This window comes from Enterobacter cloacae complex sp. P42RS, from assembly GCF_014930595.1.
GTDB lineage: Bacteria > Pseudomonadota > Gammaproteobacteria > Enterobacterales > Enterobacteriaceae > Enterobacter > Enterobacter bugandensis.
Genome location: NZ_JADBRK010000004.1, coordinates 215458 through 228417, shown reverse-complemented (window position 1 = coordinate 228417; position 12960 = coordinate 215458). Strand labels below are relative to the sequence as shown.

14 protein-coding genes are annotated in these 12960 nt (G+C 63.0%); all 14 read left to right on the top strand.

The genetic code is table 11. From position 1 onward, the window contains the following. Nucleotides 1–206: 206 nt before the first annotated feature. The 14 genes from IM314_RS06985 (at nt 207) to IM314_RS06920 (ending at nt 12901) form a co-directional block, all read left to right on the top strand. Entirely contained in the window at nt 207–530 is a 324-nt protein-coding gene (locus tag IM314_RS06985; RefSeq protein ID WP_003860044.1) for a non-heme iron oxygenase ferredoxin subunit, read from the top strand. After that, nucleotides 527–835 (top strand): recombinase-like helix-turn-helix domain-containing protein, encoded by a 309-nt coding sequence (locus tag IM314_RS06980; RefSeq protein ID WP_028014353.1) that lies wholly within the window; start codon nt 527–529, stop codon nt 833–835. Before IM314_RS06985 ends, IM314_RS06980 begins: the two co-directional genes overlap by 4 nt. A gap of 10 nt (nt 836–845) precedes the next feature. Further along, entirely contained in the window at nt 846–1868 is a 1023-nt protein-coding gene (locus tag IM314_RS06975; RefSeq protein WP_028014352.1) for an aromatic ring-hydroxylating dioxygenase subunit alpha, read from the top strand. Continuing rightward, on the top strand, nt 1868–2617 hold the full coding sequence (locus IM314_RS06970) for an SDR family oxidoreductase (protein ID WP_193358468.1): 750 nt from the start codon (nt 1868–1870) through the stop codon (nt 2615–2617). The genes IM314_RS06975 and IM314_RS06970 overlap by 1 nt, the downstream gene beginning before the upstream one ends. 12 nt (nt 2618–2629) lie before the next feature. Continuing rightward, nucleotides 2630–3418, top strand: a complete 789-nt coding sequence (locus tag IM314_RS06965; RefSeq protein WP_028014350.1) for an IclR family transcriptional regulator — start codon at nt 2630–2632, stop codon at nt 3416–3418. 78 nt (nt 3419–3496) lie between these two features. After that, nucleotides 3497–4423: a VOC family protein gene (locus IM314_RS06960; protein ID WP_047364532.1), complete on the top strand. Its 927-nt coding sequence runs from the start codon at nt 3497–3499 to the stop codon at nt 4421–4423. After that, on the top strand, nt 4420–5607 hold the full coding sequence (locus IM314_RS06955) for an NAD(P)/FAD-dependent oxidoreductase (RefSeq protein ID WP_193358467.1): 1188 nt from the start codon (nt 4420–4422) through the stop codon (nt 5605–5607). The genes IM314_RS06960 and IM314_RS06955 overlap by 4 nt, the downstream gene beginning before the upstream one ends. A gap of 25 nt (nt 5608–5632) precedes the next feature. After that, nucleotides 5633–6889 (top strand): MFS transporter, encoded by a 1257-nt coding sequence (locus IM314_RS06950; protein ID WP_045260759.1) that lies wholly within the window; start codon nt 5633–5635, stop codon nt 6887–6889. A gap of 10 nt (nt 6890–6899) precedes the next feature. Further along, nucleotides 6900–7430, top strand: a complete 531-nt coding sequence (locus IM314_RS06945) for a cupin domain-containing protein (RefSeq protein ID WP_017382915.1) — start codon at nt 6900–6902, stop codon at nt 7428–7430. A gap of 9 nt (nt 7431–7439) precedes the next feature. Further along, on the top strand, nt 7440–8210 hold the full coding sequence (locus IM314_RS06940; protein WP_193358466.1) for an alpha/beta fold hydrolase: 771 nt from the start codon (nt 7440–7442) through the stop codon (nt 8208–8210). Then, complete coding sequence (locus tag IM314_RS06935; protein WP_047364526.1) at nt 8194–8988, top strand: SDR family oxidoreductase; 795 nt, start codon at nt 8194–8196, stop codon at nt 8986–8988. The genes IM314_RS06940 and IM314_RS06935 overlap by 17 nt, the downstream gene beginning before the upstream one ends. A 9-nt stretch (nt 8989–8997) precedes the next feature. Continuing rightward, nucleotides 8998–9768, top strand: coding sequence for an aspartate dehydrogenase (locus IM314_RS06930; RefSeq protein ID WP_193358465.1), 771 nt, complete (start codon nt 8998–9000; stop codon nt 9766–9768). Between the two features lie 9 nt (nt 9769–9777). After that, nucleotides 9778–11247 carry an aldehyde dehydrogenase gene (locus tag IM314_RS06925; RefSeq protein ID WP_193358464.1) on the top strand — a complete coding sequence of 490 codons (1470 nt, stop codon included), beginning with the start codon at nt 9778–9780 and terminating at the stop codon, nt 11245–11247. 13 nt (nt 11248–11260) lie between these two features. Continuing rightward, nucleotides 11261–12901, top strand: a complete 1641-nt coding sequence (locus tag IM314_RS06920; RefSeq protein WP_041908342.1) for a thiamine pyrophosphate-binding protein — start codon at nt 11261–11263, stop codon at nt 12899–12901. Nucleotides 12902–12960: the final 59 nt, after the last annotated feature.

The window sequence follows — 12960 nt, the reverse complement described above, 5'->3', positions numbered from 1 at the left end:
ATAAATCGTATTCTTTCACACCGGAATAATGAAAATTTCATATCGCTGCATTTTTTCGTGATCCTTTGCACACTTAGTTAATTAATTACCGTTTGATTAACAAATTCGTCACATTGCTGCTTGACGAAACATTCATCGCTTTTATATTGACCGTATTAAATAAGAAACAGAGTTTCATATATGAAACAAAAGCCTGGAGGATCGTGATGAGCTGGATAGGCGTATGTGACGCAGAACAAGTACAGGAAGATTTCCCTTTTAGCGGCAACGTCGACGGTAAAGAGATCGGCGTGTATTTGATTGACGGTGAATATTACGCGCTGGAAGACGTATGCCCCCACGCCTATGCCCTGCTGAGCCAGGGCTTCGTGGAGGACGGCAAAGTGGAATGCCCGCTGCACGAGGCGGTCTTCGACGTCAAAACCGGCCAGTGCCTGCACGGCCCCGGCGGGCGCAACCTCAACCGCTACCCGGTTCGGGTTTTTGAAAACCAGATTCAGATTACCTTCGTCGAGGAGACCGTGGCATGAGCGACACCCTGAACTACAACCCGGCGCTGCCGGAAAGCCGTCAGTTTGCCCCACCGGCTGAGGGCGGTAACGGTGCGATCCATAAGCCGGGTGATTATCAGAACCTTATCTGGCAGACCCGCAGCCGCGAGCCGGAAAGCTGGGAAGTGAACCTCATCGCCACGCTGGAAGATCTCTTCGAGCAGGGGGTTGAAACCTTACCGGAGCTGGTGAACGGGCTGAACGCGGTGCGCATGCACGATCAGCAGGGCGAGCCGTGGAGCGAGGCCAGCTTCCAGGCATTCTTACAGGTTAACGGCTACTGAGGGCAACGCGATGACGACGACCGTACAACACTATCTCGATAAAGGTCTGCGCGGCCTCTGGTATCCGGTGCTGGCGAGCTGGGAGGTGCAGTCTGCACCGGTGGGCATTACCCGCCTGGGCGAACAGATTGTGGTCTGGCGCAACAAAGACGGCCAGGTGCAGGCGCTGGAGGACCGCTGTCCGCACCGCGGCGCACGCCTGTCGATGGGCTGGAACCTGGGCGACCGCATTGCCTGCTGGTATCACGGCGTGGAGGTCGCGGGCAACGGCGAGGTGAAAGACGTGCCCGCCGTGGACAAATGTCCGCTGGTCGGCCAGCAGTGCGTGCGCAGCTACAACGTGCAGGAGGCGCACGGCGCAATCTTCCTGTGGTTTGGCGTCACCGCGGACCAGCAGCCGGACGAGCTGACCTTCCCGGACGAGCTCGCCGATACGGACAGCTTCAGCAACTTCCTCTGCACCGCCGCGTGGAAATGCAATTACCAGTACGCGCTGGAAAACGTGATGGACCCGATGCACGGCACCTATCTGCACTCCTCGTCGCACTCAATGGCGGAAGGGGATCGCAAGGCCGACATGGTGCTCCAGCCGACAAAAACCGGCTTTATCTTCGAGAAGAAAGGGCAGAGCGGCGTCAACTTTGACTGGGTGGAGCTGGGCAACAGCGGCACCTGCTGGATGCGCCTCTCCATTCCGTACAAGAAGCGCTTCGGGCCGGGCGGCCACTTCTTTATCGTCGGCATGGTGGTGCCGGAAGATAACGACAACTGCCGCGTCTTCTTCTGGCGCATTCGCCGGGTGCAGGGCTGGCAGCGCGACATGTGGCGCTTCATGTACCGCAACCGTCTGGAAAAACTGCACTGGGAAGTGCTGGAGCAGGACCGAGTGGTGCTGGAAAGCCTGGCGCCAAACGCCCGCGACCATGAATACCTGTATCAGCACGACGTCGGCCTCTCGCGCCTGCGCCGCATGATGCAAAAGGCCGCCAAAGAGCAGCTGGCGATGCGCGAAGAACAGCAGGGAGCCGCCTGATGAACGAGCTGCTGAGCGGCAAACGCATCGTCATAACCGGCGCCGCGCGCGGGCTGGGCTTTCACTTTGCCAAAGCCTGCGCGGAGCAGGGCGCAGCGGTGGTGATGTGCGACATCCTCAAGGGCGAGCTGGCTGAGAGCGCCCACGCCCTGAGCGAGCGGGGCTATGCGATCGAACCGCACGTTATCGATCTGGCCGATCCACAGTCCATTGAGCAGGTGTTCAGCGCGATTGGCGAGCAGGGTCAGATTGATGGCCTGGTGAACAACGCGGCGATGGCGACGGGCGTCGGCGGCATAAATATGCTCGATTACGATCCGGATCTCTGGGATCGGGTGATGAGCGTTAACGTCAAAGGCACCTGGCTGGTGACGCGCGCTGCGGTGCCGCTGCTGCGCGAGGGCGCGGGTATCGTGAACGTTGCGTCCGACACCGCGCTGTGGGGCGCGCCACGCCTGATGGCCTACGTCGCCAGTAAGGGCGCCGTGATTGCCATGACCCGCTCAATGGCGCGCGAACTGGGCGAAAAGCGTATACGCATTAATGCCATCGCGCCGGGGTTAACCCGCGTCGAGGCGACCGAATATGTTCCGGCCGAGCGCCATCAGCTTTACGAGAATGGCCGCGCGTTAACCGGCGCGCAGCAGCCGGAAGACGTCACCGGCAGCGTAGTCTGGCTGTTAAGCGATCTGTCGCGGTTTATCACCGGGCAGCTGATCCCGGTCAACGGCGGTTTTGTTTTTAACTAAGGTGTAGCGATTATGGCAAACGATCAGGAAGTGAAGTATCTGGTGCCGGGGCTGGAGCGCGGTTTACAGCTGCTGTTGGCCTTTGGCGAGCAGCATCGCGATCTGACCTTTGCCGAGCTGCACCGGCTGGTGGATATGCCGAAGGCGACCGCCTATCGCGTGGTGCAGACGCTGGAGTACATGGGCTTTCTGGAGCGTAACGCGCGTACCAATACTTTTTCGCTGGGCATGAACGTGCTGCGTCTCGGCTTTGAGTACATCGCCTCGCTGGACGTGGCGCAGGTCGGCCAGCCGGTGATCGAGCAGCTGCGCGACGTGAGCCAGTGCAGCAGCCATCTGGCGATCCGCGACGGGCGCGACATTATCTACATCGCCCGCGTCAGCGCCGCCGGGTCGCGCATCAATCAGGTCAGCATTGGCACCCGCCTGCCGGTGCACTGCACCTCGCTGGGCCGCATGTTGCTGACCGATATTTCCCGCGCCGATTTCGAACAGTTGTTCCCGCACGAGCGCCTGCCGGGCAACACGCCGGGGCAGCTTCACGACCGCGAGGCCCTGTGGCAGATGGTGCAACAGGACAAAGCCCGCGGGTTTGTCATCGGCGAATCCTTCTTCCGCCACGGCATCTCCTCCATCGTCTACCCGGTGTATGACCGAAGCGGACGCGTGGCGGCGGTGGTCAGCATTCTGGTGCCGTCGGAAGAGATCCCGCAGACCGACCGTGAGCGGCTGCAAAACGAGGTTCGCCTCGCGGCGGATAAAATTTCTGGCTTCTTAGGCTATTTGTCACAGGCCAGCTAAATCAGTGAGTTAACGTCAGGCGCTTGACTGCGTCGGGCATGTTTTACGCCCAATTTGGGCCAGATGAGGCAACGAACGATGAGTGTAACCGGAATTGAAAAGCTGGAATTTGGCGTGGAAGACCTGACGCACTGCGCCAAATTTATGCGTGATTTTGGCCTGACGGGCGATGCCAGCGGCCAGCGTTTTACCACCCTGAGCGGCGCGCGCGTGGAGCTGAACCCCATCGACAGTCCCGACCTGCCGCCGGCGTTTGAAGCGGGCAACACCCTGCGCCGCATGACCTGGGCGGTTGCCGCACAGTCCGATCTCGACGCGCTGCGCCCGAAGCTGGCGCAGCAGCCCGGTTTTCGCGAAGTGGGCGACGCGCTGGAATGCCTCGATCCGAACGGCATGACCCTGCGCGTGCAGGTCAGCCAGCAGACCGACGTGGAGCTGAACGTTGAGCCGATCAACCAGTGGGGCGATGCACGCCGTATCGACACGCCCAGCCCGGTTTACGATCGCGCGCAGCCGATCAACGTCGGGCACGTGGTGTTCTTCGTGGAGGAGCTGGCGGCGGTGGAAAAATTCTACCGCGAGGTGCTCGGCTTCCAGGTTTCGGACCGCTACATCAACCGCGCCGTGTTCCTGCGCTGCGGGGCGCGCGGCGGACATCACAACCTGTTCCTGCTGCAACTGCCGAACCGCAAGCGCGGCCTCAACCACGTGGCCTTCACCGTGCGCGACATCCACGAGGTGATCGGCGGCGGTATCGCGATGAATAAAAATGAATGGAGCACTTTTATCGGGCCGGGCCGCCATCCGGTGTCGTCGGCCTATTTCTGGTACGTCAATAGCCCGACCGGCGGCGCGTTTGAATATTACACCAACGACGACTATCTGACGGAAAACTGGCAGCCGCGCGAACTGGAGCACTCCCTGGTCTCCTTTACCGAATGGGCGGTGGAGGGCGGGATTGACCACGACACGCGCCGCCAGCAGAAAAAGCCGGAGGCGGTATGACGTCGCGCATTGTCATTATCGGCGGCGGTCAGGCGGGCGGCTGGGCGGCGAAAACCCTGCGAGACGAGGGCTTCGACGGCGAGATCTGCGTGGTGGCGGAAGAGGAGTGGGATTTCTACGAACGTCCGCCGCTGTCGAAAGCGTCTCTGCTGGAGCCGGATGCGGCGCTCCCGCGGCTGTTTAGCGAAGAAGCACAGCAGGCGCTGAACCTGACATGGTACCGCCCGCTGCGTGCTGAGTCAGTCGATCGTGAAGCGAAAACCGTGCGTTTAAGCAACGGCGAACGCTTTAGTTACAACATTCTTCTAATGGCCACCGGCGGGAGGGCGCGCCTGCCTTCACCAGCGTGGGCGGCGCATCCGCAGGTCTACACTCTGCGCCACTGGCAGGACGCGCAGCGCCTGAAGGCGCGTCTGGCGGAAAGTAAAAAACTGGCGATCGTCGGCGGCGGCTGGATCGGCCTTGAGATTGCCGCTTCCGCGCGCAAAAGCGGCGTGACGGTCACGCTGTTCGAGCAGCAGCCCGCGCTGTGCATGCGCTCGGTGAGCGGCGAGGTGTCGCAGCGCTTAGAGGCCATCCATCGCGAGCAGGGGGTGGATATCCGTACCGGCTGCGGCGCGCTGGAGCTGGAGGACGATAACGGCCTGCCGGTCATCCACTGCGACGGCCAGCGCGAAACCTTTGACGCGGTGGTGGTGGGGATCGGTGTCGATCTCAATCTGGAGCTGGCGCGCGATGCGGGACTTCGCACCGAGCGGGGGATCGTGGTGGACGCCCAGGGACGCACGTCCGATCCGTTCATCTTTGCCGCCGGCGACGTGGCGCAGCACCATCACTACGGCCTGTGCATTCAGTCCTGGGCCTTCGCCCAGAATCAGGCGGTGGCGACGGCGAAAGCCATGCTTAACCCCGATGCGCCAGGCTACGACGACGCACCGTGGCTGTGGTCGGATCAATACCAGCACAACATCCAGATCCTCGGCATTCCGCAGCCGGGCAGCCGAACGATAGTGCGTGAAGAGGCGCTGTACTTCTCGCTGGACGACAACGGTCGGCTAACGCAGCTGGTGGCGTTCAACGATGCGCGCACCGTCAAGCTGGCGAAACGCTGGATGGCGGCGGGGCGGGATTTGTCGGACGTACCGCTCGCCGACCCGACTTTTTCACTGATGTCATTGCGATAGCTAACCCGCACCCGTAGGGGGAGACATGACCACATTAGAGACCAACACCGCGCCCGTCGAGGCGAGTGGTGAGGGAACCCGCACGCCTGAAAAAGCGGTGCGCTGGGCCATCCCGCTGTCGCTGCTGGCCTGCGTGCTGCTGGCCTTTTTCGACAAAATCAGCATCGCGGCGCTCTTTTCCGACACCCATTTCCAGCAGGCGATGGGCATCGATTTTGACACCACGCGCCTCGGCATTCTGATGAGCGCCTTCCTGCTGAGCTACGGCTTTTCGTCGGTATTTTTGAGCGGTTTAGGCGACAAAATCGCGCCGCTGCGCCTGCTCACCGGGATGATGGCGATCTGGTGCGTGCTGATGGTGGCGATGGGTTTTACCCATAACTACACGCTGATGATCGTCCTGCGCATCCTGCTGGGCGTGGCGGAAGGGCCGCTGTTCCCGCTGGCTTTCGCCATCGTGCGCCACAACTTCCCGCAGCATTTACAGGCGCGCGCCACCATGCTCTGGCTGCTGGGCACGCCGGTAGGGGCGGCAATTGGCTTCCCGCTCTCCCTCTGGCTCCTGAACACCTTCGGCTGGCAGAGCACCTTCTTTGTGATGGCGATGCTGACCGTGCCGGTGCTTATCTTTGTGCGCGTAGGCCTGCGCGGGATCCGTCTGGAAGCAAAACCCGGCACCTCGCAGGCGTCCCGGGACGAGCGGCGCGCGGCGCGGCGCGAGCTGTTTGTCAGCCCGCACTTCTGGATCATCTGCATCTTCAACATCGCGTTCCTGACCTACCTGTGGGGCATCAACGGCTGGCTGCCTGGCTACTTAATTAAGGGCAAAGGCATCCACCTGGAGCACGCGGGCTGGCTGTCGTCGATGCCGTTCATCGCCATGCTGGCGGGAGAGGTGATTGGCGCGTGGCTCTCTGACCGGGTCGATAAGCGCGCGGCGGCCTGCTTTATCTCCATGGCGGGGGCTGCGGTAGGCCTGGCGGCGGTGATGCACCTCGACACCCCGCTTGCCATCATCGCGGCGATGAGCTTCAGCACCTTTATGTGGGGCACCGGCGCACCCAACATTTTCGCCCTGCTGGCGAAGGCCACCCATCCCCGGGTGAGCGCCACGGCGGGCGGCATCTTCAACGGGCTGGGAAACTTTGCGGGCGCGCTGTCGCCGGCGGTGATGGGCGCGCTTATTGCCTTCACCCACAGCATGGATTCCGGGCTGATTTTTCTGGCGGTGATGGCGGCGGTGGGCTGCGTCCTGTTACTGCCGCTGCTGAGACGTTACTGAGGAGAGTGTCATGACTGATTCAACCGTAACCAACAAAACAGGCATCAAACCTGACCACCTGACGATGGAAGAGTGGGTCGAGTCGCGCATCGCGCGCTTCGAAGGCCGTAAATACGACTGGAACGCGCTGAAGTTCCAGGCCGATTTTGACCCGAAATACCGCCGGGCGCAGATGCGCTACATCGGCACCGGGGCAACCGGCGTGGCGAACGACACCAATACCGTGCAGGCGGACCATTTTACCTTCTCCACCATGGTGCTGCCGTCGAAGTGCGAAGGGCCGCTGCACCTGCACGACGACGTGGAGGAGGTGTTCTTCATGCTCAAAGGGCAGATCACGCTGATGATCCAGGACGGCGACAACTACACCGAAACCGTGCTGCGAGAGCGAGACCTGATCTCCGTCCCGCCGGGCATCTATCGCGGCCTGTTTAACCACGGGGAAGAAGAGGCGCTGATGTGCGTCATGCTGGGAACCAATAAGCCGGAAATCCCGACCTATCCCTCCGATCATCCGCTCTCAAAAGTGAAGCGGAACTAAGGGGGCGACATGACGGGTTTTCGTGAACAGGGAAGCGGCATCCCGCTGATGCTGCTGCACGGGATCAGCTCTGGCGCTGCGTCCTGGCATAAGCAGATGACGCTGAACGGTTTTCGCGTGCTGGCGTGGGACATGCCCGGTTACGGCGAAAGCCCGATGCTGGCGGTTGAGCGGGCGAACGCCGGAGATTACGCCGACGCGCTGGCGGCGATGCTCAACCGCGCAGGCGTCTGGCAGGCGGTACTGGTGGGCCATTCCCTGGGGGCGCTGGTGGCCAGCGCGTTTGCGGCGAAGTTCCCTGAACGCGTTATTCATCTGGTGCTGGCGGACGCCGCGCAGGGCTACGGTAATGCCGCGCCGGCGCAGCGAGAGCAGGTCTGGCGTAATCGCGAGCAGCAGATGGCGCTCGGCGGCGACATTCTCGCGCAGACCCGCGCCGCGAAGCTGCTGCGCCCCGGCGCGCGCCCGGACGATATCGCCACCGTCGCGGCGGGCATGCGCAGGCTGCGCCCCGAAGGCTACCTCGCTGCCGCGTGGATGCTGGCGCATGACGACATTCACGGCTGGCTTAAGCGTTACGCCGGCAATTTTGAAGTCTGGTGCGGCGAGCAGGACGCGATCACGCAGCCCGAGCTGGTACAGGGGCTGGCGCTGCGCTACGGCATGCCGTTTACCGCGATTCCGCAGGCCGGACACGCGAGCTATCTCGATAACGACGCGTTTTTTAATCAACAGCTTTTACGCATTAACGAAGAGGTGCGCGATGAATGCACACATTGACGGCCGCGTAGCGGTCGTTACCGGCGGTTCGTCCGGCATTGGCTTTGAAACGCTGCGCCTGCTGCTGGGCGAAGGGGCGAAAGTCGCCTTCTGTGGCCGCGACCCGGACCGGCTCGCCAGCGCCCATGCGACGCTGCAAAACGACTATCCCGACGGGGAGATTTTCTCATACCGCTGCGACGTGCTGAGCGCCGACGAGGTGCAGGCCTTCGCGGATGCGGTGCAGGCGCGCTTTGGCGCGGCGGATATGCTGATCAACAACGCCGGTCAGGGCTACGTGGCGCACTTCCATGACACCCCGCGCGAGGCGTGGCTGCACGAAGCCGAACTTAAACTGTTTGGCGTCATTAATCCGGTGCAGGCGTTTCAGCCGCTGCTGGAAAGGTCCGATATCGCCTCCATCACCTGCGTGAACTCCCTGCTGGCGCTTCAGCCGGAAGAGCACATGATCGCCACGTCGGCAGCCCGCGCCGCGCTGTTGAACATGACGCTGACGCTCTCGAAAGAGCTGGTAGGCAAAGGGATTCGCGTCAATTCCATACTGCTTGGCATGGTCGAGTCCGGCCAGTGGCAGCGCCGCTTCGAAAGCCGGGCGGACAAAAGCCAGAGCTGGCCGGAGTGGACGGCGGAGATCGCGCGCAAGCGCGGCATCCCGATGGCGCGTCTCGGCAAGCCGCAGGAGCCCGCGCAGGCGCTGCTGTTCCTCGCCTCGCCGCTGTCCTCGTTTACCACCGGCGCGGCGCTGGACGTTTCCGGCGGCTTTTGCCGTCATCTGTAAGGACGCATCATGAAAAAGGTAATGTTGATTGGTTATGGCGCCATGGCGCAGGCGGTGATTGAGCGTCTGCCCGCTGGCGTGGCTATCGGCTGGATCGTGGCGCGCGCGTCTCACCATGCCGCCATTCGCGACCAGTTTGGGGATGCGGTCGAGGCGCTGACCTCGCCGATGGCGTGCGCACAAACGCCCGATCTGGTGCTGGAGTGCGCCAGCCAGCAGGCGGTTGCGCAGTACGGCGAAGCGATTCTGCGCCGCGGCTGGCATCTGGCGGTTATTTCCACCGGCGCGCTGGCGGACAGCGCGCTGGAGCAGCGCCTGCTCGCGGCGGGCGGAAAGCTGACGCTGCTTTCCGGGGCGGTCGCCGGCATCGACGGGCTGGCGGCGGCGAAGGAGGGCGGGCTTGAGCGCGTCACCTATCAGTCACGCAAAAGCCCGGCCAGCTGGCGCGGCAGCTACGCCGAGCAGCTTATCGACCTTAACGCAGTGTCAGAAGCGAAAGTCTTCTTCGAAGGCAGCGCCCGCGAGGCGGCGCGCCTGTTCCCGGCGAACGCCAACGTGGCGGCGACCGTGGCGCTCGGCGGCGTCGGGATGGATGAGACCCGCGTGCAGCTGATGGTCGACCCGTTAACGAAACGCAACACCCACACGCTGCACGTGGAAGGATTGTTCGGCGAGTTCCATCTTGAGCTGAGCGGGCTGCCGCTGGCTTCTAATCCTAAAACCTCCACCCTGGCGGCACTGAGCGCGGTGCGCGCCTGCCGCGAGCTGGCCCTGAGCTAAGGAGTGACGATGGACGATCTGAAGATTTTTATCGGCGGCCAGTGGCGACGCGGCGGTGGCAACCCGATGCAGAGCCACTTCCCGGCTGACGGGTCGATCAATGCGACGCTGAACGCGGCAAACCTTGACGATCTGCACGACGCGATCGAGGCCGGCGAGCGCGCGTGGCGCGATCCCGCCTGGCGCAACAGCCTGCCGCACGTGCGGGCGAAGATCCTGCACAAGGTGGCGGATCTGATTGAGTCCCGCGCTGACGAGCTGGCGCAGATGCAGAGCCGGGATAACGGCAAGCCGCTGGCGGAGGCGCGCGGGCTGGTGATGAGCGCGGCGGGAACGGCCCGCTACTTCGCCGCCGCCTGCGAGCTGCTGGAAGGGGAGCTACCCACGCCGCGCCAGCCGGATCTGCTGATGCTAAGCCGCTATGAGCCGCTCGGCGTGGTGGCGGCTATCACGCCGTGGAACTCGCCCATTGCCAGCGAGATGCAGAAGGTCGCCCCGGCCATCGCCGCCGGGAACGCGGTGATCCTCAAGCCTGCCGAAGCCACGCCGCTGATGGCGCTTGAGCTGGCGCGCATTTTTGAACAGGCCGGGCTGCCAGCCGGGCTGCTGAGCGTCCTGCCGGGCAAAGGCTCGGTGATTGGCGACGCGCTGGCGCGCCATCCCCGCGTGCGAAAAATTTCCTTTACCGGCGGCACCGCCACGGGCCGCCATCTGGCGCACGTGGCCGCGGAAAAGCTTATTCCGGCGTCGCTGGAGCTGGGCGGTAAATCCCCGACCATCGTGCTGGAGGATGCCGACGTTGAGCAGGCCGCGCGCGGGATCTGCTACGGCATTTTCAGCTCGGCAGGGCAAGCGTGCATCGCCGGGTCCCGGCTGTTTATCCACGAAAGCCTGTACGCGCCGCTGATGGCGCGGCTGCTGGAGTTAACTCGCGGGCTGCGCGTAGGGCACCCCTTCACTGACGGCGTGCACGTTGGGCCGCTGATCAATGAGAAACATCGCCAGAGCGTGCAGGAATACGTCGAGCTGGCGAAGCGCGAGGGGGGCCGGGTGCTGTGCGGCGGCGAGATCCCGGCAGATCCGGCGCTCGCAAACGGCAGCTTCTTCCAGCCGACCATTATCGAAGGGCTGACGAACGGCGCCCGCGCCTGCCAGGAGGAGATCTTCGGCCCGGTGCTGGTGGCGATGCCGTTTCGCGATGAAGCGGCGTTGATCCGCGAGGCGAACGACTCGGTTTACGGCCTGGCGGCAGGGATCTGGACCCGCGACACCGGGCGGGCGCTGCGCCTGAGCGAGCAGCTGGAGGCCGGTACGGTGTGGATCAACACCTACAAAGTTTTTGCGATTTCGACCCCGTTCGGGGGCTTTAAAGAGAGCGGTCTGGGCCGCGAAAAGGGCATTCAGGGGCTGAAAGCCTGGATGCAGCAAAAGAGCATTTATCTGGCGACGGGTAACAGCGTCAACCACTGGTGCGACTGAGAAAGGGTGAGCAATGAGCGAAATGATAACCGTCGGCGACGCCATCGCCAGAACGCTGGAGCAGTATCAGGTTGAGGCCATCTACGGCGTCATCTCCATTCACAACCTGCCGATCGCGGACGCGGTGGGGCAGCGGGGCAAAATCCGCTTCGTGCCCGCGCGCGGCGAGGCGGGTTCCGTCACCATGGCCGACGCCCACGGGCGGTTTTCCGGCCTCGGCGTGGCGCTGACCAGCACCGGCGCGGGGGCGGGGAACGCGGTAGGCGCGCTGGTGGAGGCGATGAACGCCTGCACGCCGCTGCTGCATTTAACCGGACAGGTTGAAAAGGCCTGGCTGGACGCTGACACCGGGTTTATCCACGAGACCCGCGACCAGCTGACCTTCCTGAAGGCCAGTTCAAAACGGGCGTACCGCATCAGCAATGCCAGCCAGGCGATAGCCATCCTGCATAAAGCCATTCAGGAGGCGCAGACGCCGCCGTGCGGGCCGGTCTCTGTGGAAATTCCGATTGATATTCAGGGGGCTAAAATTCCTCTGTCTCTGGTGACCGCACCGGTGAAACCGGCTTCGGTTGCAGCTGTGGATCCCGCGATGGTGGATGCTTTATGGGCGCAGCTCAGGCAGGCTAAACAGCCGCTGCTGTGGCTGGGCGGCGGGGCGCTGGGAAGCGCTGACGCGGTGAAAAAGCTGGCGGATGCGGGCGTGACGGTGATCTCCAGCACCCACGCACGCGGCGTGCTGCCGGACGGCCATCGTGCCAGCCTGCGCGCGTTCCACAACTCGCCGTCGGTTGAGGCGCTGATTGAGCAGTGTGATTTTACGCTGGTGGCCGGTTCTCGCCTGCGCAGTAACGAAACCCGCTCCTGGACGCTGGAGTTGCCGTCTCCGAGGGTGCAGATAGATATCGACCCGGCGGCGGCGAGCCGTAACTACCTGATGGATAATACGCTGATAGCCGACTGTTCAGCGCTGCTTGGCGCGCTGGCTGAAAAAGCGCAGGGCCGCGAGTGGGGCAACGCCCAGTGGGACGCGCAGGTGCAGCAGGCGGTATTGCAGGCTGAACAGGGCCTGCGCGAGCAGTGCGGCGCCTATGCGAAGCTCAACGACGCCATAGAAAAAGCCCTGCCGAAGGACGGCCTGCTGGTGCGCGATATCACCGTTTCCGGCAGCCTGTGGGGCAGCCGCCTGTTCAGGGCTAACGGCCCGCTGATGAACATTCACTCTCTGGCCGGGGCGATTGGCATGGGGCTGCCAATGGCGATTGGTACCGCGATTGCCAACCCACAGCGTAAGGTGGTGGGGCTGGTGGGCGACGGTGGCCTGAGCCTGAATTTAGGCGAGCTGGCGACGCTGGCGCAGGAGAAAGCTAACGTGACGCTGCTGATCATGAACGACGGGGGCTACGGCGTGATGCGCGGCATTCAGGATAAGTACTTCGGCGGGCGACAGTATTATAACGAACTGCATACGCCGGACTTTACCCTGCTGGCACAGGCAATTGGCCTGCAGGCGTGGAGCGTTGAGCGGGCAGAGGATTTTGAAGCCGTGATGACGGAGGCGCTGGCGATGCCGGGACCGTCGGTAGTGGAAGTGCGGATGGGTCAGATTGGCGCGCTGAAGTTTGCCGGGCCGCCGCAGAAAACGCTTTACTAGCTGTTTTCCCTCTCCCACGGGGAGAGGGAAAACAGTAGTCCGGGTAAGGCGAAGCCGCC